Source organism: Mesorhizobium sp. M0954 (assembly GCF_040319155.1).
GTDB lineage: Bacteria > Pseudomonadota > Alphaproteobacteria > Rhizobiales > Rhizobiaceae > Mesorhizobium.
Window position 1 is genome coordinate 23,004 of record NZ_JAMYNR010000022.1, and the last position, 24,684, is coordinate 47,687.

16 protein-coding genes and 5 pseudogenes are annotated in these 24,684 nt (G+C 61.3%); 7 read left to right on the forward strand and 14 right to left on the reverse strand.

Features of this window, described 5'->3' with window-relative positions; translation table 11 throughout:
* Nucleotide 1 precedes the first annotated feature (1 nt).
* Entirely contained in the window at nucleotides 2–988 is a 987-nt protein-coding gene (locus tag NKH93_RS24920) for an alpha/beta hydrolase (protein ID WP_352922540.1), read from the forward strand.
* Here NKH93_RS24920 and NKH93_RS24925 read toward each other — a convergent pair.
* Nucleotides 976–1,998, reverse strand: coding sequence for a LacI family DNA-binding transcriptional regulator (locus tag NKH93_RS24925; RefSeq protein ID WP_352819297.1), 1,023 nt, complete (start codon nucleotides 1,996–1,998; stop codon nucleotides 976–978). The genes NKH93_RS24920 and NKH93_RS24925 overlap by 13 nt on opposite strands.
* Nucleotides 1,999–2,262: 264 nt before the next feature.
* Between NKH93_RS24925 and NKH93_RS24930 the strand changes: the two genes are divergently transcribed.
* On the forward strand, nucleotides 2,263–3,213 hold the full coding sequence (locus NKH93_RS24930) for a sugar kinase (RefSeq protein ID WP_352773587.1): 951 nt from the start codon (nucleotides 2,263–2,265) through the stop codon (nucleotides 3,211–3,213).
* An 8-nt stretch (nucleotides 3,214–3,221) separates the two neighbouring features.
* Nucleotides 3,222–4,511: a D-tagatose-bisphosphate aldolase, class II, non-catalytic subunit gene (locus NKH93_RS24935; RefSeq protein ID WP_352922483.1), complete on the forward strand. Its 1,290-nt coding sequence runs from the start codon at nucleotides 3,222–3,224 to the stop codon at nucleotides 4,509–4,511.
* Nucleotides 4,512–4,568: 57 nt separating this feature from the next.
* Here NKH93_RS24935 and NKH93_RS24940 read toward each other — a convergent pair whose 3' ends face one another.
* Both NKH93_RS24940 and NKH93_RS24945 read right to left on the reverse strand, forming a co-directional pair.
* On the reverse strand, nucleotides 4,569–5,945 hold the full coding sequence (locus NKH93_RS24940; protein ID WP_352972480.1) for a tyrosine-type recombinase/integrase: 1,377 nt from the start codon (nucleotides 5,943–5,945) through the stop codon (nucleotides 4,569–4,571).
* An 11-nt stretch (nucleotides 5,946–5,956) separates the two neighbouring features.
* Entirely contained in the window at nucleotides 5,957–6,205 is a 249-nt protein-coding gene (locus NKH93_RS24945; protein WP_352972580.1) for a hypothetical protein, read from the reverse strand.
* Nucleotides 6,206–6,861: 656 nt separating this feature from the next.
* Here NKH93_RS24945 and NKH93_RS24950 point away from each other — a divergent pair.
* Both NKH93_RS24950 and NKH93_RS24955 read left to right on the forward strand, forming a co-directional pair.
* Nucleotides 6,862–7,083 carry a hypothetical protein gene (locus NKH93_RS24950; RefSeq protein ID WP_352972482.1) on the forward strand — a complete coding sequence of 74 codons (222 nt, stop codon included), beginning with the start codon at nucleotides 6,862–6,864 and terminating at the stop codon, nucleotides 7,081–7,083.
* A 138-nt stretch (nucleotides 7,084–7,221) separates the two neighbouring features.
* Complete coding sequence (locus NKH93_RS24955; RefSeq protein ID WP_352972484.1) at nucleotides 7,222–7,605, forward strand: hypothetical protein; 384 nt, start codon at nucleotides 7,222–7,224, stop codon at nucleotides 7,603–7,605.
* 218 nt (nucleotides 7,606–7,823) lie between these two features.
* On the opposite strand, the pseudogene NKH93_RS24960 reads toward NKH93_RS24955, so the two are convergent.
* The 5 genes and pseudogenes from NKH93_RS24960 to NKH93_RS24980 all read right to left on the reverse strand — a co-directional run.
* Nucleotides 7,824–7,997: pseudogene (locus NKH93_RS24960) on the reverse strand (transposase domain-containing protein); the annotation flags it as partial.
* 110 nt (nucleotides 7,998–8,107) lie between these two features.
* Nucleotides 8,108–11,553: pseudogene (locus NKH93_RS24965) on the reverse strand (type I restriction endonuclease subunit R); the annotation flags it as partial.
* A 276-nt stretch (nucleotides 11,554–11,829) separates the two neighbouring features.
* A complete protein-coding gene (locus NKH93_RS24970) occupies nucleotides 11,830–13,032 on the reverse strand; it encodes a restriction endonuclease subunit S (protein WP_352972486.1) in 1,203 nt (400 codons plus the stop codon).
* The gene (locus NKH93_RS24975; protein ID WP_352972582.1) at nucleotides 13,025–14,473 is read right to left on the reverse strand and encodes a type I restriction-modification system subunit M; all 1,449 of its coding nucleotides are present in this window, start codon (nucleotides 14,471–14,473) and stop codon (nucleotides 13,025–13,027) included. Before NKH93_RS24975 ends, NKH93_RS24970 begins: the two co-directional genes overlap by 8 nt.
* Nucleotides 14,361–14,660: pseudogene (locus NKH93_RS24980) on the reverse strand (N-6 DNA methylase); the annotation flags it as partial. The pseudogene NKH93_RS24980 and the gene NKH93_RS24975, both read right to left, overlap by 113 nt.
* 23 nt (nucleotides 14,661–14,683) lie before the next feature.
* Here NKH93_RS24980 and NKH93_RS24985 point away from each other — a divergent pair.
* Entirely contained in the window at nucleotides 14,684–15,871 is a 1,188-nt protein-coding gene (locus NKH93_RS24985; protein WP_352972585.1) for an MFS transporter, read from the forward strand.
* Between the two features lie 51 nt (nucleotides 15,872–15,922).
* Here NKH93_RS24985 and tnpC read toward each other — a convergent pair.
* From tnpC to NKH93_RS25015, 6 genes and pseudogenes are all read right to left on the reverse strand, one after another.
* Nucleotides 15,923–17,582: pseudogene (gene tnpC, locus NKH93_RS24990) on the reverse strand (IS66 family transposase).
* Nucleotides 17,583–17,626: 44 nt separating this feature from the next.
* Nucleotides 17,627–17,971 carry an IS66 family insertion sequence element accessory protein TnpB gene (gene tnpB, locus NKH93_RS24995; protein ID WP_352972488.1) on the reverse strand — a complete coding sequence of 115 codons (345 nt, stop codon included), beginning with the start codon at nucleotides 17,969–17,971 and terminating at the stop codon, nucleotides 17,627–17,629.
* Complete coding sequence (locus tag NKH93_RS25000) at nucleotides 17,968–18,474, reverse strand: transposase (RefSeq protein ID WP_352972490.1); 507 nt, start codon at nucleotides 18,472–18,474, stop codon at nucleotides 17,968–17,970. Before NKH93_RS25000 ends, tnpB begins: the two co-directional genes overlap by 4 nt.
* Before the next feature lie 179 nt (nucleotides 18,475–18,653).
* Complete coding sequence (locus NKH93_RS25005; RefSeq protein WP_352972492.1) at nucleotides 18,654–19,688, reverse strand: ABC transporter permease; 1,035 nt, start codon at nucleotides 19,686–19,688, stop codon at nucleotides 18,654–18,656.
* A gap of 13 nt (nucleotides 19,689–19,701) precedes the next feature.
* Entirely contained in the window at nucleotides 19,702–21,219 is a 1,518-nt protein-coding gene (locus NKH93_RS25010; RefSeq protein WP_352972494.1) for a sugar ABC transporter ATP-binding protein, read from the reverse strand.
* A gap of 73 nt (nucleotides 21,220–21,292) precedes the next feature.
* Nucleotides 21,293–22,315 carry a sugar ABC transporter substrate-binding protein gene (locus NKH93_RS25015; protein WP_352972496.1) on the reverse strand — a complete coding sequence of 341 codons (1,023 nt, stop codon included), beginning with the start codon at nucleotides 22,313–22,315 and terminating at the stop codon, nucleotides 21,293–21,295.
* A gap of 947 nt (nucleotides 22,316–23,262) precedes the next feature.
* Here NKH93_RS25015 and NKH93_RS25020 point away from each other — a divergent pair.
* Nucleotides 23,263–24,415, forward strand: a pseudogene (locus NKH93_RS25020) (IS110 family RNA-guided transposase).
* Nucleotides 24,416–24,684 lie beyond the last annotated feature (269 nt).

The window sequence follows — 24,684 nt, forward strand, 5'->3', positions numbered from 1 at the left end:
GATGACATCGCCTTCAGCGCCGTCCCTGTCCCCACTCGACCCGGAAGCCCGGCATGTGCTCGAGCTCGGCCGGCAGGCCGACGCCTTGCCATTCGAGACCGGTACACCGCAACAGGCACGCTGTGCCTACGAAGAAGGCCTTCCGGACCAGCAGGGTGAGCGCGAGCCGGTGGCTTCGGTCACTGAGCGCGCCATCCTTGGACCCGGCGGTTCGCTGACGCTCAGGATCTATCGCGGGCAGGACGCGCCTGATGCAACTGCCCCGGCGCTGCTTTACCTGCATGGCGGCGGCTGGGTGATCGGCAATCTCGATTCCCATGACGAGATCTGCCGCTGGTTCGCCAATATGGCGGCTTGCGTCGTCGTTTCGCCCGCCTACCGGCTGGCGCCGGAGCACAAATTCCCGGCCGCGGTCAAGGATTGCCGCGCCGTGCTCTCCTTCATACAAGAGGCACCTGGCGATCTCGGCATCGACGCTCTGCGCATTGCCGTTGCCGGCGACAGCGCCGGCGGCAATCTCGCCACGGTGCTTAGTCTTCTCGCGCGGGGCGATCCTATTCCGTTGACCGCGCAGCTGCTGTTCTATCCCAACACTGATGCCGCGCAGACGGCGGACAGCTATCGCCGCTTCGCCGAAGGTTTTGGCCTGACCGCCTCGACCATGGCCTGGTTTCGCGATCACTATGTCCGCTATGCCGCCGACATCGACGACTGGCGCGCCTCGCCACTCAGGGCGGAAAGCCTCGCGGGCGCGGCGCCAGCCTTCGTCGCCATCGCGGGTCACGACATCCTCGCTGATGAAGGCGAGGCCTACGCCGGGCGTCTGCAAGATAACGGTGTGCCGGTCGTGCTGCGGCGTTGGCCAGGCCAGATCCATGGTTTTGTTTCCATGGGCCGCCATGGCACGGCAGCGCGACAGGCCGTTGGCGCTGCGGTCGCCGCATGGCGCGGCTTCGATTCGGCTTTTGGGAAAGATCAGGCCGACTGACGCATCACCAGCGTCGCATCGAGACTGACTTTGGGTGGGATCGCCGTGTCGTCCTCCTCAAGCACCGCCAGCAGCATCTCGACGCTGCGCCCGGCCATCGAGGCGAAGTCCTGCGCCATGGTGGTGAGACCGGGGCAGGTGTAGCGGCTGAGTGGATGATCGTCATGGGCGGCTACCCGCAGGTCGCAATCGCCCTTGCGGCCGATCTTGAGTCCGCGCGCATAGGCGGCGGCCATCACGCCAAAGGCCAAGCGGTCATTGTTGCACAGGATGGTCTTTCCCGCCAGGCCGCCATTGTCGAGCATCGTTTCCGTCTGCTCGTAGCCGATCCGTTCGAAATCCCAAGTGTAGTCCTCGGTGTTGCCGATGACGACCGGCTCATGCCCGAGCCGCTTCATCGAGGCGACATAGCTCTCCAGCCGTTCCGGCGAGTTGTGGTTGACATGCGGGATGTCGAAATAGACCGGGGCGCCGCCGGACCGGCAAAGATAATCGACGATGGTCGAGACGCTCTGTGCGTTGTTGTTGCCGACGAACGGCGTCCCGCCTTCGAGATAGGTGTCGAAATAGACGACCGGGATCGCCTTCGTCAGCTTTTCCAGCGTGCGGTGGTCCGAGCGCACGCCGAGCGGTGCGATCAGCGCGCCGGAGACTTTCAGCGACAGGATCGTTCGCGTTGCCTCCACTTCGAGTTCGCGCGAGCCGTGCGAGGAGATCACGATCGGCCAGTAGCCCTCGTCGCGCAGCCTGAGTTCTATGCGGCTGACCATCTCCGAATAGAAGGGATCGGCCACCGTCGGCACCATGATGCCGATGCTGCGGGTACGCTTGCGGTTGAGGTTGCGCGCGAACAAATTGGGCTGGTAGTCGGACGAGCGCAGCGCTTCCTCGATGCGCTTTCGCGTCGCCGGCTTGACGCTGGTCGGATCGTCGAAATATTTCGACAAGGTCGGCCTGGAGACGCCACAGGAGCGGGCGAAATCCTCCATCGTCTTGTGCTTCATCGCCAGCGATTCCCCGCCTTCCGGAAACCTCGTTCCTTGTGCTGTCCGGCACCTACTTACGGTGCGCCGGCGTGCAACCGCAAGGCAAAATTTTACAGAAAACTGTAGCTATTTTAACGCGTATAACAAAATTATTCCACGCGTGAATTTATTAATTGGCGCAAAAAGTGCAAGCCGTATTGACTCTGGATGTCGGTTGCCGCCAGGCACAATTGTGCGCGACTGAAGTCCGCAGTCGGACTAGAGCGAGACGCCGGGAGGAATTCCGCGATGAAGAAGCTGGTCTCAGCCGGCGAGATCCTCGTCGAGATCATGGCCGAGCGTATCGGCCAGAGCTTTCTCGAACCGGGCCCGCTGCTGGGGCCTTATCCGTCCGGCGCGCCCGCCATCTTCATCGGCCAGGCCGCAGCGCTCGGCCAACCCGCCGGCCTGATCGGCGCGGTCGGCGAGGACGATTTCGGCCAGTTGAACATCGAGCGGCTGCGGACCCTGGGAGCTGACGTGTCGGCGATCGCGGTTCACAAGGGCCACGCGACGGGCACCGCCTTCGTCACCTACCGGGCGGATGGCAGCCGGCACTTTGTCTTCAACATCCGCAACAGCGCCGCCGGCCTGGTCGGGATCGATGCCGCTGCGACAAGCATGCTGGCCGGCGCCGACCATGTCCATATCATGGGCTCGTCACTGTTCTCCGACCGCGCCACCGATGTCGCGTTGTCGGCGATCCAAACGGTGAAGGCCAAGGGCGGGACGGTGTCCTTCGACCCCAACATTCGCCGCGAGATCATGCAGGCCTCCGGCATGCGCGAAGCGCTCGACCAAGTGCTCAAGCAAACCGATGTCTTCCTGCCGAGCGGCAACGAACTGTTCCTGTTTTCGTCGGCCGGCGACGAAAAGGGCGCGGTCGACGATCTCCTGCAGCGCGGCGTTTCCTGCGTCGTCCTCAAGAAGGGCGCCGACGGCGCCGCCTTCCACGACCGTCACGGCACGGTGGCCTTGCCGGGCTTTGCCATCAACGAGGTCGATCCGACCGGCGCCGGTGACTGTTTCGGCGCTGCCTTCGTCTCATTCTGGCTTCGTGGTGCGGCACCCGCCCAGGCGCTCATGATCGCCAATGCGTGTGGCGCGCTAGCCGTTACTCGCAAGGGGCCAATGGAAGGTATCTTTCCGCTGGCCGAGGTTGAGGCTTTCGCAACCACCGCCGGGAGGGGCCGGCCGTGAGGGCCGCGATGCAGAGATTTGCCAGCATCGCGGTGAAGCGCGCCGCGGGTGAGAAAGGCGGCATCGCCTCGATCTGTTCGGCGCATCCGCTGGTGATCGAGGCCGCGCTCCGCCACGGCGCGTCGCGCGGTTCCGATGTGCTGATCGAGGCGACCTGCAACCAGGTCAATCACGAGGGCGGCTACACCGGCATGACGCCCGCCGGCTTCCGCAGCTTCGTCGAGGGCCATGCGCAAAGGGCCGGCTTTCCGCTCGATCGCCTGATCCTCGGCGGCGACCATCTCGGTCCCAATCCGTGGAAGCATCTTCCTTCCGCCGAGGCGATGACGAAGGCGAAGGCGATGATCGACGCCTACGCCGGCGCCGGCTTCACCAAGCTGCATCTCGACACCAGCATGGCTTGCGCCGACGATCCAGCCGCGCTTGCCGACGAGGCCATCGCTGCACGCGCCGCCGCGCTTGCGGCCGTCGCCGAGGCGGCGGTCGAACGCATTGGCGGCGAGAAACCGGTCTACATCATCGGCACCGAAGTTCCGGTGCCGGGCGGCGCGCTCGAAGCGCTCGATCATATGCATGTCACCGAACCCGATGACGCCCTGCGCACCGTCGAGATCCACCGACAGGCATTTTCGCGCGCCGGCCTCGATGCTGCCTTTGCGCGTGCGGTCGGCGTCGTCGTCCAGCCGGGCGTCGAATTCGGTAATGCCGAGATCATCGCCTACGCGCCGCGGAAGGCGACGCAGCTGGTCGCCGTGCTCGGGCGCATGCCGCAATTCGTCTTCGAGGCGCATTCGACCGACTACCAGCCAAACGAGGCCCTTGGGGCTCTGGTGCGCGACGGCTTCGCCATCCTCAAGGTTGGACCCTGGCTCACCTTCGCGCTGCGCGAGGCGTTGTACGGGCTGAGCCACATCGCCGACGTGCTTGCGCCAGACCCGTCTCGTGAAAGCCTACCGGCGGCGATGGAGCGCGTCATGCTTGCCTCGCCGGACAATTGGCAGAAATACTATCCGGGTACGCCGGACGAGCAGCGCGTGCAGCGGCACTTCTCCTTCAGCGACCGCATCCGTTACTACTGGCCGACGCCCGACGCACAGCACGCGGCACAGACGCTGCTGGATTTTCTGGGCGACAGGGACATTCCCCGCCCTTTGATCAGCCAGTATCTGGGGCAACTCGATGCCGAGGTTGCGGCAGGTCGGATCGAGCCCGTCGCGTATGACCTGCTGATTGGCAGCATCACCCGTGTCCTCGATTCCTATGGGCGTGCGACGTTACAGCAGCGCGGATCGTCCTAGATTCGCCGTTGCAGGGCCGAGCCGCGCCGGAGGACGTGCGTGATCTAAGATGTGCGCTCAGCCGACACACGCGGAGGCTATGCCGGACCTTCGAAGTTGGGCTGCTGTTGGACTAATATAAGCAGGGCACGGCCAATTCGATGGTGAGAGCATCGCGGAACCATACGGAACGATACGGGAATACTTCTGATTTTGGCCCACGAAAAACCCAATCAAATTGACGTTTCTAGCACATCCTCCGGGCCCACCATTATCGTTATTTGTCAATGCTTTATTGACCGGTTCGCCACGAGGTTCGCCAACAGGTTCGCCAAGCAGTGGTTTGCGCGTTACCAGCCGCACGACTCGGTCCATGCCCTGCACAGCCAAACGCACCTGCGACGCTTCCCTGGAATAGAGCTCGGCATGGTCGATGTCGTCGTGGCCGAGAACATCCATCATCTGCCTGGTGGATGCTTCCGCTTCGGCGAGATAGACCCCGAGTGACTTCCTCAAACCGTGCAGCGTAAGGCCCTTCGGCAATCCGGCGAGAGCGCACCAGTGTGCCATGGCACCGGTCAGCGATTTCGCCGAGAAAGGCTGGCCATATCCCGTGACTAGGACTGTTTCGCCGCGCCGGTCCGCGGCGTCCAGGATCTCAGCGAGCATGGGAGTTACTGGAACGAAAAGCCGCTTGCCGCCGGTCCTTCCCTTGTTCTTGGCCTGAACAATATCAAAGCCGTCGAATTGGCGCTCGACACCATCGATCAGAACGCGGTGGGTTACGCGCTGGTCCCATCGCAAGCCTGCGACATCGCCTCGACGATTGCCAAGCCAAAGAGCAAGCCCGTAGCACGTGCGCGCGGAAGTGCCGACTGGCCAGCGCCGTTCAAATTGTTCCATTGCTTCGCGAGACCACGCCTTCCACCCGGTATAGGCAGGCCGCCATTCAACCGAGGCGGTAGGGTCTGTCTCGATCCAATCCTGGCGCATCCCGACATAGACCAATTTGCGAATTGCGACCAACAGGTGCTTCGCCTTGTGAGGCGTAGCGATGAAACGGCCCAGAAGTTCTTCGACATGGGCACGCCTGAGATTCTTGACCGGCACGTCGCGCCAGGTAAGCGAATGGTCAGGCACTACCCGCAGGTCCAGGAACTCATCGATTAGACGAGTGTTCTTGCGTCTTGTCGCTTCGTCGTGGGCCAGCCATTTCACCGATACTTTTAGCCTCTGGGTGGCCGCGCCGAACGTGCCGGGCAGGGCAGCGCCCGGCATCCTGACGACGGGCGCCTTAGGGGCCTTTCGGCCTTCGACGGCAGCTTGATAAGCCTCCTTGAATCCCCGCTGATCAGGTGCAGGCAGACTGACCACGCGCTCCTTGGTTCGATAGCGCCAGCGAACTTTGCCATGGCGATCGGTGTAGGAGGAAAGGCCTGGATATTTATCCGTCATCGCAAACGAATCTATTCCTTTCTATGATTCCCCTGCAACAGGAAGTCGACAATATTCTCTTCATCGTCGCCAGGCAGGTCGGCAAACGCCGCCTCAAGTTTGATACGATCCCAAATCACTCGACCGTCCACCTTCTTTGGCTTCGGCATGCGACGGTCCGAAACCATCTGGTCGAATTTGGTGATCCCGACGCCGATGTACCGGGCCGCTTCCTCGCGAGAGAGACCGCGCGGGGGATAGGACAGAGGATCGCTCTTCACCGCTTCATCCAAGGGTTTTATGCCTACGACTGACCTTGGCTAGCCCCCAATTGTCGTAGAAGGAAGAGAGGTGATCTGATCGTTCGGCAAATCGCGGTCGCGACCTGTAAATAGGATAGTCGCCTTCAGCCCATGCTTCGCCGATCGTGAGAGTCGGGGGTTCGAGTCGGGAGACCGCTACATCCCGACACCTGTACGGCCCGGATGTAGCGGGAACTTGAGTTCTGCATTTTTGCCGGGATTTTTGCATCTTCGGCATTTAAAAATTTGCATCACCGCATGGAGAGCGTCGTCTGCCCTCCCGCAAAGACAGTCAAACGACGGTTCCCAACCATTGTGTATATAGAAGCTGAATTTGGCAGCAAACCAGCAATGTTGATCAGCCTCGCCGGAATTGGGCTGCAATCCGCAGGGTTCCTGTAAGCATCTGCTGAAGTCGGATGGTTAGGTGCGTTTCAACTACGTGGCGTCGCCTTGGAGAGGCTCTCCCACGCCAGTAGGTTCGTTCTTTGGCGCGAACTAGACGGGCCCTAGCCCTCCCGGCTGTCTGGAAAGGTTTGCGCACTAGCGCTGCAAAAGCATCCAAGGCTCACACCGACCAAACTGCTTCCGGCCGGGCAGATAAATGGCCAGATCAAGGCTCGCGAAAGGCGCAGGTGAAAACCGTTCGCTCTGCGCCCTGGTATGTTAATAAAGCGAGCTTTGTCGGCGACCTGATCGATCAAGTCACTATCTATGTTTTGCTCGGGAAGGAAGACGGCATCCCCACGCTTTCCTATGACAACGATGCACTCACACCGCTGACACACGTAGAGGTCGCCGAGCAGCGCTTGCTGCCTGATGCCGAATGGGCCGCGCCATCGTGGGTCGTGGTATAGCTTCGGCTTCCGGTGAGCGAGGATATTGTTTCGGGACTTGGTGCATCAACATATAAACTCGCCCATCATTCTATTGCCACATAGCCGCACGTCTGGTCTTCTGCATGTGAGATCAAACATGTTTGATAGGGGGAAAGATTGGCGGCATTAGAAACCATAGCAAGTCTGTCGGCCGTTGTGAGCGCTCTCGCTGATGTCTACAGCATCGGTCGGGACACATTCGACAATTACCTAGCCAAGCGCCGAGCTGAAATTACTCCTGATATCGTCAATGACTCTACGTTTGAGTTTTTTTCCAGCTACGACGACCGCGAGGTGAAGGCCATTGAGAGGCGACTTCTCGATTGCCGCAGCCGTTTCATCAGAGACGGCTCGGGTCGCGATCGAAAGAGCTGTCTATGCAGCATCTTGAAAGAGGTCCAGTCGGGAAACAATGGGCTGCCACCCGGTGTTTGGTCTGACCTTGCTCATACACTCGGTTGTTTCAAGGGCGCTCTTGAGAAGCTAAATTTCGACCGTTGAGCGACCTGCCAGACTGCCCCGCTCAACCACCATGACTCGCGGCGAACGGTAGGAACGGGCAACTACCGTCGCGGGACACGCGCCGATAGGTTCTTTCAAACGTCTCCCGCGGAGTTTCTCTTTTCCCAAGGTGATTGTGGGCCAGGAGAAACGTAGAGTGCCAGAGATTTGGTGTAAGCGCTGTTCTCAGGCCACGGCCTTGAGTTCGAGCTTGTTGAGTAGGCCCAGGGCAGGAGATCGTCGATCTGCCTGTTAGGATGGCCGTTGACGATCCTGGTGAGGACATCGGCGACATAGCCGAGCGGCTCAACGCTGTTGAGCTTGCAGGTTTCGATCAGCGAGGCGATGACGGCCTAGTGTTCGGCGCCGCCGTCAAGGCGTACGAAGGTCGCTGGGATATCCTGTTTGAGGCACGACACTACCCGCCCGTCGCCAGCGGACATCGTTGATGGCGAAAAACCATCGGCACGGATCGGCCGGGGAAAGCTTATTTTGCTGCCGACTAATAGTACTCTCGAATGTAGCCGTAGGCCTTCTCGAAAAGTTCTGCGTCCTGGTGCAGCTTGTAGCGGAAGAGCGTCTGGCGAAGCGCCTTCTTCACCTCGCGCTCGCCAGCATGCGTGGCCTGCCAGCCATCGAACCTGACGGCGCGCACGATTTCGTCGATATCGTCCACGACGCGCTTGATCATTACCGGCGTGTCCCCGTTCCTGGCCTCCTCAAACAGTGCAGTGAGCGCTGCCTTCCCGCGATCGATTTCCTCTTCCTCAGGTATCTCGCGTTCGCTTTGAACGACCTCTTTCGCCAGCGCCAAGAGTTCCTTCAGAAAGTCGATCGAGAGCAGCAGGCCCTGCTGGTGTCGGTTCTTGAGGTCTTCAAGACGCTCTCCCAGCGCTTTGAACTTTGGATTTCCCGCATGTTTCCGCAGGCGTCCGGCCAGCTTGATGGAGATTTCCTTGGCTTTCTTTTCCGGGTCGGGATTGCCGAGGACTGCCTCGAGCAGTTCGGCATCGAGGACCAGCGTGTCGAGATCGTCGCGCACCGCGTCGACATGGACGTTCTCGTGGATCAGTTCGATGGTCTTGGCACCCAGCCGGTGCCACAGGAGCCGGCCTGTCCCACTGGAGGGTTTCAAGGATTCGTAGACCTGTGCCAACCAGCGATAGTCGCTCTCGTATTGCGTCAGCACCGGGTCGGGTGAAAGCGCCTCCCAGATACGCGCCAATACGCTGAAATCGGCTGCGAAGGAATCGCGCACGACATTGTCCGGGATGCAATCCTGTGCGGCGATCAGACCCTCGTACCCGGTCAGGCCGCGGTCCACGTCCGCGAAATAGGCAAGGCACTTCTGCAGGGCGGTCGGCAAGACGGTGATCAACTCGGCGATGTTCGACACCGCCTTCTGCACCCCTTCCTCGTCGAATTTCAGCGCCTGTGCGACATCATCGAATACGCCGAGGTAATCGACGATCAGCCCGTGCGTCTTCTGCTCGCCGTAGGGTCGGTTGGTGCGGCAGATGGCCTGCAGGAGCGTATGGTCGCGCAGCGGCTTGTCGAGGTACATCGTCTGCAGGATCGGCGCGTCGAAGCCGGTCAGCAGCTTCGACGTCACGATGATGATCTTCAGCGGGTCCTTGGGATCGCGGAAGCGGTCGAGCAGCTTTTCCTCGGCATCCCGGTCGCGCTTGTAGGGCGCGTATTCCGGCTCACCGCTGTTGACCGAGATCACCACATCCGAAACCTCGGGCGGCAGGTGCTGGTCGAGTTCCTGCTTGTAGAGCAGACAGCTTTCGCGATCGAAGGTCACCACCTGCGCGCCGAAACCGTTCGGCGCGACCTTCTCCTGGAAGTGCTTGGCGATATCACCGCAGATGGCGCGGATCCGCTCGGGCGCCTTAACCAGGATCGACATCTTGGCCGCGGCCTTGCCCAGCCGATCCTTGTCCTCGTCGGTCAGGCCCTGCGTCAGCTCGGCGTAGGCTTCCTCGATGGCCTTCTGGTCGATGTGGAGGTCCACCAGGCGCGGCTCGAAATGAAGCTCCTTCGTCGCGCCGTCGCGGATCGAGTCGTTCAGGCCGTAGCGGCTCATGTAGCCGCCCTCGTCGGTCTCCGCGCCGAAGGCGTAGAAGGTGTTCCTATCGGCGCGGTTGATCGGTGTGCCGGTCAGGCCGAACAGGAATGCGTTCGGCAGCGCGTCGCGCATCTTGCGCCCGAGATCGCCTTCCTGCGTGCGGTGCGCCTCGTCCACCAACACGATGATGTTGTCGCCTTCGTTCAGCACGCCGTCAGCCTCGGCGAATTTATGGATCGTGGTGATCACGACCTTGCGCGTGTCCTTGGCCAGTAGCTCGGCCAACTCCTTGTGTTGGGCATGTCGGCGGCGTAGAAGGTGCCGGAAATCTGACTATCGAGATCGAGGCGGTCGACCACAACGAGCACGGTCGGGTTCTTCAAAGCAGGATGCAGCCGCAGCTTGCGGGCGGCGAACAGCATCAAAAGCGACTTGCCCGATCCCTGGAAATGCCAAATGAGGCCTTTTCGCGGCTTGCCGGCCACCACGCGCGCGACAATCTTGTTGACGCCGTCGACCTGCTGATAGCGCGCGATGATCTTGATGCGGTGCTTGCCCTTCTGCGTCGCGAAAGCCGTGAAGCTGTCGAGCATGTCTAGGACCATTGCTGGCCGAAGCATCGAGCTTGCGGCTTTCTCGACCTCGCCGAGTGACTGCTTGCCATCGCCCTCGCGCCACGGACCCCACATATCGACCGGCATCCGGACAGACCCGTATCGGAGTTCTTTCCCTTCGGTTGCGACCGAAAACACGTTCGGCACGAAAAGCTCAGGCACATTGCGTTCGTAATCGTCATGCACCTGCAGGGCGGCGTCGAGCCAGCTTTGGCTTGATCGCACGGGTGTCTTGGCTTCGATCAGCACTAGCGGAATGCCATTGACCAGCAGCATGAGATCGGCGCGCTTCTCGGTTTTCCCGGCGCGGATGGTGAACTGCTGGGTGACGACGAAGCTGTTCTTTCCGATATCCTCGAAATCGATCAGGCGGATGGTGACGTGTTCGCCGTTCGCACCGAAGGGCATCGAGCGTTCGCCCAAGAGCCACGCCGCAAATTCCTCGTTTGCCTTCACCAGCCCGTCCGACCGCGCACCCATGACGATCGCGCGCAGGCGATACAGAACCTCATCGACACGACCGGGGTTTGCGGCAATCTCGGGGTTCAGGCGGATTAGTGCATCACGCAAATAAAGTTCAACGAGCACTTCTTGCGGCTGATGCGGTAGGTCGGCCGGAGCGACATAGTGCCAACCTAGGCCGCTCAGCCTGCTGCCGGCACGGGCAAGGCCGGATGAAAACTCGCGGGGACGGGTAGCTGGCAGCCCAGCCAGAATATCGCGCAGATGGGCTTCGACCGTGTTTCCTTCATTGAAGCTGGCGATCCGGCGGGCGCGTTCGTCCGGATACGACGCGCTTTCTGCTCCCGGTTCGATCCCGACGAGCTTGATTGGATCAAGAAGCGCCTGCAACTTGGACTGGGTCTCCTCGGAATGCAGCAGCCGGCCCGCTCCATCTGCGGGAACCGCAACTGTCAGAAGAACGCTTCCCTGTTTCACAGACACAGTGAGCACGTCCTTTGGCGAGGCGTCGATGACCGCGGCGATTGCGGCAAGCACGCGCATTTTGTCTGGTTCAAAATCGTGCTTCGTCGTGTCCAGCGTCAACGTTACAAGTTGTTTTGGGCCCAAGTCAGACGGGATGCCCTTGTACCGGGCCACCCACGGTTTCTTCTTGTAAAGTTCCAGCGTCTTCGCATCCCATTTCTGATCATGGGACAGTTTGTGACAAACGCTGCATAGGACCAGCAGATTCTCGAAGCAGTGATCTTTGCTGGCTGCCCAGGGAATGATGTGCGCCTTCTCTAGTGAAACTGTCTCGCCGCAGGCGCAGCAGCGATGGCCGCACTCGACCATGAGATCGCGCTGGATTGTTGCGGGCATTGACGGGCGAGGCGACATTACATTTGCCTCCCGAGACCCATAACCGAACTAGACCGAATACCGAAGAGGTGTAGTTCGACGGGGGCGACATAGTGCCGGCCGAGGCCCGCGATGCGATTGCCACCCATGCGGGCGAGGCGGAGCGAGAACTGCGCCGGGCGGGCCGAGGCGTCGCCCGCGAGAAGGTCGCGCGGTTGGGCTTCGACGGTATTGGATTCAGTGAAGGTCATCGAACCAGATACCATTTCGGATTAGTGATTTAACCGCACTTAGCCTACGCAATATGCTTCTCGATCCGTCTGAAATCTTTGATTGAGCTGCAATCAAGGTCTGCTGCTCGGAAATCGGTGGGATTGGGATGAACACCTTCTTGAACCGAACCGCAGTTAGATGAGCTACAGAAGTGGTCTTGACCGCAATCTTTGCGAACTGCCCTGAATAGAGCATGTGTTGAAAGAATAGTTGTGCGAACTCCGGCAACAGTCCATCGCCGCATCGAAAGCGAACGAGTGTTTTCTGGAAGCAGCAACCAGGAATTTCACCGCGATAAATTGCAGACCGGCCGACAAGATCCAAGCTTTGCCCTTCGTTCAATAGTATATCTCTGGGCTTTAGCTCAAATTTGCCTAGTTCATCCTCAGGGAAGTGCATCTTATTGATGTCACCGAAATCGATGAAATCATCGTATACATTTGCGACGCGAAGATATGGGCGGACGTTCGACCCGTCGTTGAACTTTGGATGTCGCTGTTGTCCCAACTGAACATCGCCGGCTAGTTCCGCTTCAAGCATCGTCCAATGCGGCGGGAATGCGTCCCGCGTCCCTCCGCGTGGACGAAACGCTGACAGCAATATTGCTCGTTTCAAATTGGTGGCGGCGTCGTTTGCCCCATTGAGGCCCTCCTTAAACGATCGTTGTGCCGAGAGCACTTCCACCAGCCGCGCCTGTTCCTGGATCGGCGGCAGAAGGAACTCGAACGCTTCGAGGTCCGAGAAGTTGATGTAGGGGTTCACTGAGCCTTTCGAGTGCTTGATCGAATAGCTGTGGAACGCCTCGGTCTGCATGAGGAAGGGCAGCAGTTCCGGCATTAGTGCGGCAGGGTCTTTGGCTTCGAGCACGAAGGTCGTGTTCGCCGTAATGCCCTCGAAATCTGCCAAGGCGACCTTGCGCAGATAGGTCCGTCGCGAGCCATAAAGAACATGGCCGGGTTTGAACCGCATGTGGAACGCAGGCCCAAGGTAATCCTCGCCGATTAGGCCCCAGCGGCGGATGCGCAGATCGTCGGTGTCCATATGTTCCCCGGCGACATAGCGTTCCAGCCCCGACTCCCACGGATCAACCTTGTCGTTGACCTTGCGGACCACGTCGCCAAAGGCCGCGCGCGTCCACCCCGCCTTTGAGATCGGCCGCTCAAGCATCGGCATCCTCCGCAGGCCTCAGACCATCGAGCATGTCCACCAGAGCGTCCATGCCCGACCAGAAATCGCGTCCGTCCTCATCGAAGTCTGCCCAAGTCCCCGCCAGCGTGGCGGTCCCCGCCGCCGTTGCCACCTTGGGCCGCTTCACATAGCGAGCAATCGACAGGTTTCCTTCACCCGCCAGCACATCCGCCACGCTCGCCACCGCGGCAAAGCCGGGTTCATCGGCAAAGGCCTGATAGGCCGACAATATCCGCGCCTGATGTTCGGGCCGCAGGAAGCTCTGCGCCCGTTCGCGCGCGATCTCGGCGACCGCGCCGATGAACAGGATGCGCCCCTGCCGTTCAGCCGGTTTACGCGACCGGCAGATCACCACGCAGGCCTCCATCGGCGAATTGTAGAACAGCCCCGGCCCTAGCCCCAGCACGCATTCAACCCGGTCGGATTCAACCAGCCGGCGCCGCATCTCGGCCTCTTCGTTGCGAAACAGCACGCCATGTGGGAACAGGATCGCGCAGCGCCCGGTCTTCGCGTCCATCGACGACAGGATGTGCTGGAAGAAGGCGTAGTCCGCCCGCCCCTGCGGCGGGGTACCAAGGAGGTTGCGGCCCCACTGATCCTGCTCCCACGCGCCGCGTTTCCATTTCTTGATAGAATAGGGCGGATTGGCGAGGACCACGTCGAAGGTGCGCAGGCGATCCCCCTGCACGAAGGCAGGAGACGCGAGGCTGTTGCCGCTGGCGATGTGGAAGTCGTCGACGCCGTGGATGACTAAGTTCATCCGGGCGATGGCCGCGGTGATGGTGATCAGTTCCTGTCCGAAGAGACCCGTGGTGCGGATGTCGCCCCCGCGCCGCTTCACCTCGGCCAGACACGAGATCAGCATGCCGCCGGTGCCGCAGGTCGGGTCATAGATGCTTTCCCCCAGCTGCGGCTCCAGCATCTGGGCCATCAGATGGACAAGAGTGCGGTTGGTGTAGAACTCCTGTGCGGTGTGACCGCTGTCATCGGCAAACTTCTTGATCAGGTATTCGTAGCCGTTGCCAAGCTCGTCCTCCGGCACGGCGGCGAGGGTCAGGTCGTGCTTGGAGAAATGCTCGATCAGGTTCTTCAGCGTGCTGTCGGGCATCTGGGCCTTGTCGGTCCAGTTGGCATTTCCAAAAACGCCCTGCAGGCGTTCGGGGTTCGCTGCCTCAATAGCGAGGAAAGCTGACAGCAGCGCCCGCCCCACATCGCGCGGCGCGGCGCGCACGTCGTTCCAGTGCGCGCCTTCGGGGATCACGAAGCGGTCATTGGCGGTGTCGGTGGCATAGCCCTCGTCGCCGGTTTCATCGAGCGCCTGCCGGTACTCCTCGTCCCAGACGTCCGACAGACGTTTGAAGAACATCAGCGGGAAAATGTACTGCTTGTAGTCGCTGGCATCGATGAGGCCGCGCAGCAGGGTGGCGGCAGACCGCCTCGGACAGAGGCGGAATGTCCTGGCCTATAGGTGGGAGGACGTAACGGGAAATGTTGAGTGTCCAGCCTTCCTTCTTGATCTCGTCCAACGTCGCGACCTTGACGCGATCTTCGACATCCTGGAAGGCGCGGTACCAGGCGACGATCTGGTCGCTGTGCTCATGATCGAGGAAGTTCTGCGCCGCAAGGTCTGATCGGAGTCACAGTCAGCGTTTCAACCATCGCGGGGCCGTTCCTCGGCGGCCTCCTGACCGACCAGCTTAGTTGGCGATGGATATTCCTGATCAACCTTCCACTCGGCTTGGCGGCAATCACGCTTCTCGCCATGTTCTTTCCGAAGCCGGGCCGCCCGCCGGCGCGCCCGTCGATGGACTATGTCGGCGCAGTCCTTCTCGTCGGTGGCCTCATCGGCCTTGTTTTCTGCCTTGCAGGAAATGTCGACCGTGTAATTGCCATGCCCGTTATGTGGTGCGTCGCGCTGTTCAGCCTCGCGCTGCTCGCCGCGTTCGTAGCCAATGAGGCCATTGCGAGCGAGCCGATACTGCCGCTCGCGTTGTTTCGAGCGCCCGTGGTTGGGGTTGCATCGGCTCTCAGCTTCCTTCTGGGAATTGGCCTGTTCGGCAGCGTAACATATCTGCCGCTCTACCTTCAGGTTGCCAATGGAATGAGCGCCTCTGCTTCTGGCCTAATCCTGGTGCCCATGGCCGCAGGAACCCTGTTCGCATCGTTCGCGAGCGGGGCGTCGTTCAGCCGGACGGGCCGCTATCGAATCTTCCCAATTGTCGGCTCCGGGTTGACGTGCGTCGCTCTGACGACCCTCGCGATACTTAATGCGACCGTGTCGCCGGCAGTAGCCCCGGTGATCGCGGTTGCCCTTGGAATCGGCGCAGGCATCACGATTCAGGTTCTGGTCCTGGCGGTGCAGAATGCCGCGCCGAGGGAGCAAGTCGGCGTTGCCACATCGACCGCATCCCTGTTCAGAGCGGTCGGGGCGACGATCGGCGTGTCGGCGTTCTGGGCGATACTGACCATCCACTCGCCGAGCGAGCTTTCATCGATCGGATCCGCTTTTAAGCTTGGCCGCGATGACCGGGAAGGTGTCCGACAGGTCATCGAGTCGCTGCATTTGGTATTCGGCTCTGCCGCTGTCCTCACCGCGCTGGCATTTTGCTTGAGCTGGTTTCTGCCCGACCCGTCGAAGCTGGAGGCTGCCGAAGCCCGCTGTCGCGACCGGACCCGCGGTCGATCCGAACGCCAAGACCAGGCCGCCGACACCGCCGATCACGCAGCTCGCAACATAGAGGCGACCGAGCCATCGGTGAGTGGCCGGAGACCGACGGCGCAATACGGAAATGGTACGCATACGACGAAGGCCGCATGATTGGCACGCGCGCGTGGGCGCGGCGGGCTCTATGATGGCGATGCGTGAAGGTCAGGCGGCCTGCTGATCGGCCTTGTCGGCTTCGCGCAGGCGCTTCCATTCCCAAGGCAGTAGTTCGTGCAGACGCGAGGCGGGAAGATCGGCAATGCGGGCCAGGACATCGGCGAGCCAGGCTTTTGGGTCGACGTCGTTGAGGCATAACGGCGGCGCGGTCGGCGCCGCGCTGGGAACGGGCGAAGGTCCAGTTGCGCCTTCCCAGAGCAATGCCACGCAGCGCTCTTTCGGCCGCGTTGTTGCTGAGGCAGATTCTGCCGTCGTCGATGAAGCGGGCGAAGTCGGCCCAGCGCCTGAGCGTGTAATTGATTGGCTTCAGGACCTCGGAAGAGCGCGAGAGGGTATCGCGCTCGCGGAGCAGCCAGGCGTGCATGTCGTCGAGAAGTGGTTTGCTCTTCTCCTGCCGCACGGCATACCGCTCGGCAGCGCTGCGGCCGTTGATGGCGCGCTCGATCTCGAACAGTGCGTCGAGGCGCTTGACCACCTCCAGCGCGATCGGGGAGATCGGTTTGCCCTTCTTGCCATCCCGGGCCTTTTTCGCGATGTCGGCCAATTCGAAGAATCCTCGCCGCGCATGGGCGTAGCAAAAGGCCGGCGTGATCGGCTGCTCCTTCCGCTGCGGATCAAACAGCGGCTCGAAGCCACTGTAACAGTCGCACTGAAGGATGCCGGCGAATCCGGCCAGATGCTTCTGAGGACGCTCGCCGCGCCGGTCGCTCGAGGCGTAATAGATCGCCGCCGGCGGCGCAGGCCCGGCGAAGGGACGGTCGTCGCGCGTATAGGTCCATATCCGCCCGGTCGCGCACTTGTCCTTCGCCAGGATGCGAATGGTGGTGTCGTCGCCATGAAGGCGCTCGGCCGCGAGCACATGGCGTTCAATCAGCTGGAAGAGCGGCATGACGGCGAAGGTTCCGTGGCCGACCTGATCGGCCAGCGTCGACAGCGGCAGCTCGATCCCCTCGGCCTTGAAGCGCGCGCTCTGGCGGTTGAGTGGAGCATGCATGCCGAACTTGTCGAACAAGATTGTCGCCAGCAGTTGGGGACCGATGAAGCCGCGCGGCGTGGCATGGAACGGCGCCGGCGGCTGGGTGATCTTCTCGCAGTCGCGGCAGGTGAACTTTTCGCGCACCGTCTCGATCCGCTTGAACCGGCGCGGGATCTCTTCCAGCGTCTCGGTCACATCCTCGCCCAGCTTGGACAGCCGGGATCCGCCGCAACAGGCACAGGTGCTGGGTGGCTCGATGACGATACGCTCGCGTTCGATATTCTCTGGCCATGGCTTGCGCACCGGCCGTTTGGGCGTGAAGGGGCGCACCGTCTGCGTCTTCACCGCCGCGGCCTGCGCGGCAAGCTCATCCTCGGTCGCCGAGGTGACGAGGTCTTCGAGCTCCAATTCCAACTGCTCGATCAGCCGCGCCGTGCGCTCGGAGCGCTGCCCGTACAGTGCGCGTTTCAGCTTCTCGATGCGCAACCCGAGATGCGCAATCCGCGCCTCGGTGTCGGACAGCATGGCCTGCGCGTTGGCGGCTTCAGCCCGCAAGTTGGCAGCATCCGCGACCGCCATATCGCGTTCAGCCTGCAACGCCTCACGTTCAGCCAGCAGCGCCACGTAGGCGCTGGCAAGATCCGAGGGGAGCTCAACCGGCTTCGAAGTCATGCGCCGATTGAATCACATTCCATCGTATTTTCAATAAAAAAATGCTACCCAACCCGAGCTGGACGCCACGTTTCCTGATGGTTGCGCCAGTCTATCCCAGACAAGAGATAACTTAGCTGCGCAGGAGATACTGTCACAGCTCCACCCTCAACTGTCGGCCATATGAAGCGGCCGCGCTCGAGTCTTTTTGTGAACAGGCATGCTCCTTGGCCATCATGCCAAATGACCTTCAACAAATTTCCGCGCTTCCCCCTGAAGCAAAACAGGTTGCCCCCAAGGGGATTATGTTTGAGGACCTCCTGCACCCGTAGCGCCAAGGATGGAAAGCCACATCTCATGTCGGTGTAGCCTGTGGCAAGCCACACACGCACGCCTTCTGTCGGGATCATCGCAGCATTTCCAGCCCCTGCAAGATCCGCAACAGGACACTGACGTCGACAGTGCGGTCGACGATCACACACCGACTGTTGGCCCCGACGATTTCCATCCGGCCACCGGTAGACACCGCTTGGCTGGTCGTAGCTGGTACTTCAGAGTGCGATCGCGCAGGAGCCGACTCTTCCGGCTCTACATCGTGCAGGCTGGGACCGACAACACCCATGTCAATGAAGGCGATCGGTGGGGTCTCGGGCACCGGGTTGGCTCGGCCCAATCGCCCTTGCTGGGCTTGCTTCATCCAGATGAACAAGTGGTTCTCGTTCATATCGTGACGCCGCGCCACAACCGACACGGGATCACCGGTCTCCTGCACCTCACGCACGATCGCCAGCTTCTGGTCGACCGTCCAGGAGCGGCGCGTCCGCTGTCGGCCCGCACCCGGCGGCAGCGGCAGACCCGCGGACGTGCTCGCATCAACCGTCGACGGCGGCTCCATAGCCAGATCATTCGCCAAGCGTCCACTTAATCTAAGCGGACACTAACGCCTCAAGGTACGCGTCAGTAGGCGGCCTTCGTCGTATGCGTACTATGAAACGGCATTCTGACAGCTCGCGAGAAAGACATGAAGTTAGTTCCAATCAGCGGGGACTCCCACCGATTTATCGTGCGGATCCCTAAATTATATTAGACGGATCAGTCCAGACTCTCGATTTGCGAGGCCCGCAGGTTCTGCGCGTAGACGTTGATGATCAGGGCGGCAAGCAAGATAAGGCCGCGGATCAGAACCTTCAGGAAGCTGTCGATCTCGACATGATCGAGGCCGTTGTTGAGCACGCCGAGGACAAACAGTCCGATGATCGTATTGCCTATCCCGCCGCGGCCGCCGAAGAGGCTTGTGCCGCCCACGACGACGGCGGCGATCGCATCGAGCAGGTAGCCGTCGAACTCGTTTTGCTGGGCACTGCCGAAATGCGCGACGCCAAGCATGCCGGCAACGCCAGAACAGACAGCGGAGATGACCAGAACCGCCGCAAGCACGCGCTTGACGTTGATGCCGGAATATTCCGCCGCCTCGCGGTTGCCTCCGACCATATAGACGTAGCGTCCGAAGCGCGTGTAGGTTAGCACCACGTGACCGACGAGCAGGAAGACGGCGAGCACGATGACGATCCAGGGGACACCGCCGATCGCGCCGGAGCCAAGCGTCATGACGATGTCCGGAACGGCATAGACGATCTGACCGCGCACCAGGAGCGCGCAGATGCCCGCTCCGATTTGCATCATCGCGAGCGTCATGATGAAGGACGGGATGCCGATGATCGTCAGGCCGAACGCGTTGATCAGACCGAGAACCGTGCAGATGAGAAGCGATAACACGATCGCCGCCCACCCCGGCAGCGGCAGGTTGGTTACATTGACGTAGGATTCCTGCACTGTGAAATACGCGACCGCAATGCCGGTCGCGTTGGCGATCGCCGCGAACGACAGGTCGATCTCGGCACACAGGATGACGAAGGTGAGGCCGACCGCCATGATGCCGGCCACCGAAATCTGCGTCAGGACGTTGTAGGCATTGTCCAGGGTGGCGAAGGATGGGCTGGCGATGCTGAAGAAGGCCAGCAGCGCGATCAGCGTGGCGAAGGGTGCGATATTGCGCATCTGGTGGCGCAGGAAGATTCTGGCTCGCGAGGGCGCCTGCTTCACAGAGAGATGTTGCGACATGTTCATCCGACAATTCCTCTCAGGCAGCCGCGAGCAGCCGGTCCTTGCTGATGGTTTCGTTAGCGAACTCGCGCACGATCCGGCCTTTCTTCATCACCACGATGCGGTCGGCAAGCGAGAGCACCGTCTCCGGCTCCGCCGACACCACAATGATGGCAAGCCCCTGATCGCGAAGAGCGCGAACGATCTTCACCACGTCGTCCTTTGCGCCAACGTCCATGCCGCGCGTCGGCTCGCTGAGAACGAGCACCTTGGGCGGATAGGTCAACCATTTCGCCAGCGCCACCTTCTGCTGGTTGCCGCCGGAAAGACTGCCAAGCAGTGTCTTCACATTCGGCGGTTTGATGTTCAGCGCGTCGCACTGCCGTCGAGCTATGTCGCGCTCGACGCCCGGCTTGAGCAGGACGCGCGAGATCCGACCAAGCACGCTGATCGACACGTTCTTGAATACCGGCTCTTGGTAGAAAAGCATCGAGCGGCGGCTTTCGGGGACGAAAGCGACGCCCGCCCTCCGCGCTTCGGCAGTATTGCGAAAGCGGACGATCTTGCCGTCGATCGACAGGTTGCCGGCCTTCGGCTTGAACTTGCCGAAGAGTGCGCGGGCGAGTTCGATTTGGCCGCAACCCATGAAGCCATATACGCCGAGCACCTCGCCGGCACGTACCTTCAGTGATACTTCGGAAAAGGCCCGGCCCGCTCCAAGCTGCCGTGTTTCGAGGACGATGCGTGCGGAGGGGTCGCTCTCGAGCGCTATGGCTCCCGTATAGGTCTCTTCCAGATCCTCGTGGCCGCTGCCGATCATGCGCTCGATGACCCACATTTTATCAATGCTTGCGGCTTTCCCGGTGATGACCCGCCTTCCATTGCGGAAGATGGTCACGGTATCGGAGATCGACAGGATGTCATCGAGGAAATGCGAGATGAAAACGACCGAGCGGCCGCTCGCGCGAACGCCTTTCAGCACCTCGAACAGGCGATGGACCTCAGGCGGCGACAGTGCGGAGGTCGGCTCGTCGAGGATGACGATGCGAGCGCCGGAGAACAGCACCCGCGCCAATTCGATCAGTTGCTGCATGCCGATCGGCAGCAATCCCATAAGCGCTTTCGGATCGACGTCGATGCCGAGGCTTTGCAGTTGCGCACGAGCCTCCCTCTCCATTGTCTTCCAGTCGACGAACCCGCTTTTGATGGGTTGTTGTCCGAGGAAGACGTTCTCGGCGACGGAAAGGTCGGGAACGATGCTGAGTTCCTGATGGACCATTCCGATGCCCGCCCTCAGCGCGTCCCGCGTCGAGCGGAACCGCACCTCCTGCCCCTCGAGGAGCATTCGCCCCTGGTATTCGGTGTGGACGCCGGCAATGATCTTCATGAGGGTGGATTTGCCGGCCCCGTTTTCGCCGACGAGCCCGTGCACCTGCCCTTTCTGGAGTTCGAAATCCACATCCCGGAGCGCCGCGACCCCGCCGAAAGATTTCGAGATGCCTTCCATGCGAAGACGCGGTGCGCCTCGCGAGATTGCCTCGTCCTCATTTTCCATGCTGCTCACCGGTCTGGCGCAAGAAACCGGCCGGGGGCGCCGTTTTGCGCTCCCAGCCATACGGATCGAAGGATCAGATGAGAAAGTGGTCCTCCATCCAGAGCATCCCGGCGGCGTTCGCCTTGGTGACGACCGGCCCGTCGGTGACGACGCTCTTGGGAATGCCACCTTTACCCGTCTTCTCACCGCCGGTGACGGCCGCGACGCCGGCAATGATCGCGCCGCCATGGATGCGGCAGGATGGATTGCGCACGGTGGCGAACATCCGACCATCGGCGACCGCCGCGATGGCGGGCGGCATGGCATCGCAACCACCGATCTTGATATCGGTGCGGTTATGCGCCTTCATGACATTGAAGGCGGCGAGCGCCATGTCGTCGTTGTGAAAGTAGGCCGCGTCGATCTGCGGGTACTTGGTCAGGTAAGTCTCCCACAGCCGCGCTACTTTCGAGACATCCCAGTCCGCGGGCTGGCTATCCAGCACTTCGATGTCGGGGTGCTGCTTGACGACCGATTCGAAGCCTTTCGCCCGGCCCTGCGCGCCGGTATGGCCGAGCGCGCCCTGGGTCATGATCATCTTGCCCTTGCCGCCGATCGCGCCGACCAGCGCCTGGGTCACCGACGCGCCCATGAACTCATTGTCGGGCGCGAGGAAGGAATGGATGTCGATCTGGTCGAGCGGAGCGATCAGCGTATCCATGTCGATGACCGGGATGCCGGCGTCGATCATCTTTTTGACCGGCTGCGTCAGCGTGCCGATGCCGAAGGCCTGAATGGCGACGAAGTCCCATTTCTGCGACGCCATGTTGTCGATCGCCGCGCGCTGCTTGACCGCGTCGAGTTGGCCGTCGAACCATGTCACCTCGACATTATAGAGCTTGCCCCAGTATTCGGCCGCCTGCTTGCCCTGGGCGCACCAGGTCGCCTGGAGACCGGCATTCGAAAATGCCGCCTTGAGCGGCTTTTCCGACCGCCCTGCCGCCATTCCCGCGGCAAGTGCTTCACTGATTCCAAAACCGCCGAAAAGCGCCGCGGCTCCTCCCGCCGACGCGCCCGCTAGGAAACCGCGCCGACTTGTGCCTGATACATCTGCCATCACTTCCTCCCATGCAACTTGCCTATGTCGGCAAGGCGGCAGAGTATGGCAGTCGTTTGAGTGTGCGACAATATTAACCGCCATTTGCTCGCTCAGAACCTTATAGGGCGTGCCGAGAGGAGGAGCCACGAAGAAGCGCTAAGCCGCCGACCGACATCGGGTCAAAGTCGCATAAAATGCGGACTGGAACTCGGATCATTGGACCAAGCATAAAATGATTGCTTGGGTCGATTCCTTCTTCGGGCTTGCCTATCCTGGTGCCCTTGCCCGGCTGGTGACGTGTCTCCCAACGGTGATTGCCACAAATGGTGACGTCGTAGAGCTGCGGCCACGGATGGGGGAAAGATGGTCTTGGCCATCTCGCTCCGCGAATGCCGCCTGGACCAGAGCGTGGCCATCCGCTCCCAAGGAGGCGGCATGACCATCACCTTCTGAGCTGATCCGGTCTGCCCCGCTCCACGCGCAGCCAGCTCCGCTCGCCGGCCATTTGGCTGTCGCCGGTACAGGCTTGGGAGCGGCGATCTTCATCCTCATGGTTGCGGGTGCAGGTTAGCTGTCTTGGCCGGCAAAGCGATCATGGTGGGGATGAGAAAGCCTGTGACCGATCGCAATCGCCGTCGTGGCGGTTCCTGCCTGTCTGTTCGTTTTGAGCCACACCTACCGCGTCCTCGAATGGATTGCGTCTGACCGAGGACCGTCTTCGCTTCGCTGCGCCTCGATCGTCTTGCCGCAACGCCGCGGCTGCGTTTTCATCCCCTGTCCGCTGCGCGTCCATTGCTCGCGATCCAAGAAAGCCTCGCACCGCCGTCTTCCACTTCGTTTCAGCCCCTTCGGGATGCGCACCGATCGTCCCCGGTCTCACGACCACCATCGAGATCCTATGAGTAATGGCTACAACCTGCTCTGATGCAGCAGGCATTGTTGGCCGTTGCGGAAAGGAGCAGGAGATGACGCAGGACGGTATTCAAGAAAATGCGGCGCACAGGGAGCTTGATGCGATCTTCGTGTCGGTGGAGTTGAGCAAGAAGACCTGGTTGATCACCTCGATCTCGCCGGGAGCTGGCGAGAAGCTATCGCGCCATTCCATCCCCGGCGGGGATATTGCTGGGCTTCTTGGCCGCCTCGCTCTTTTGAAGCGAAAGGCTCGTAGCCGAACCGGCCGCGACTATCCGTTCGTCATCATTCAAGAGGCCGGCCTTGATGGCTTCTGGGTCCACCGGGTTCTGGAAGCAGAAGGCCACGACACTCATGTCGTTGACGCAGCATCCATAGCAACGTCTCGGCGCAAGCGGCGGGTGAAGACGGATAGGCTCGACGGCGAGACCCTTATCCGGGCGCTGCTGGCGTTCAAGCGTGGCGAACCGCGAGTCTGCTCCATGCTACGCGTGCCGACCCCTGATGAGGAGGATCGCCGCCGCATCGTCCGGGAGCGCAAGGTATTGATGGAAGAACGCATCCGGCACAGCAACCGGATCAAGGGTCTGCTCTTCTCACAGGGCATCACCGGCTACGATCCTCTACGGCGTGATCGTCGCGATCGGCTGGAGACACTTCGCACAGGCGATGGACGGGATCTGCCCGAACATATGAAGCGCCAGGTTCTGCGCGAGGTCGACCGAATGGAAATGCTGCTCGATCAGATCAAGGCAGTCGAGGCGGAACGGGACGCCATGCTCGCCGAAGAACGCCGATCGGCGCGTGAAGTGGTTATGCTGTCGAAAGTCGTCGGTATCGGACCAGAGTTTGCGGCCGTGCTGTGGGGAGAGGGCTTGTTCCCGGTGCTTCGCCAATCGCCGGCAGGTGGCGGCCTATGCCGGCCTTGCGCCGACGCCATGGCAAAGCGGGTCGATCGACCGGGAGCAGGGGATCGGAAAATCCGGAAATCCGCGCCTGCGATCGACGCTCCTGGAAATGGCGTGGCTCTGGTTGCGGCACCAGCCCGCCTCAGCGCTCAGCCGCTGGTTCAACGAACGAGTCGCCCAGAATGGCGGACGCTTCAAGAAGGTGATGATCACCGCATTGGCCCGCAAGCTGGTCGTGGCTCTATGGAAATACGTCAGCGCCGGCGTGGTGATCGAAGGGGCGTTTGTCAGACCATGACGATCTGACCGCATTCCAGTTCGGCCAGGGCCTGATCAGCCCGCCGGAACCGGGTGGACGACCGCATTGCGGCATGGCTTGAACGCCGTCATCGAGACTGGTCTCGTCCTCCTGAGCCCTTGCCGCGCGGGCGGGATTATGGTGCAGCCGCTCGAGCGGCGACCGGATGTGAGGTTGATACGTGCAAACGCGCGGATCAGGAAACGGGCTCAGACCTCAGGTTCATGTGCGGTTGGGATCGCGCTGCTTGTGCCGATGCATGGCTGAAG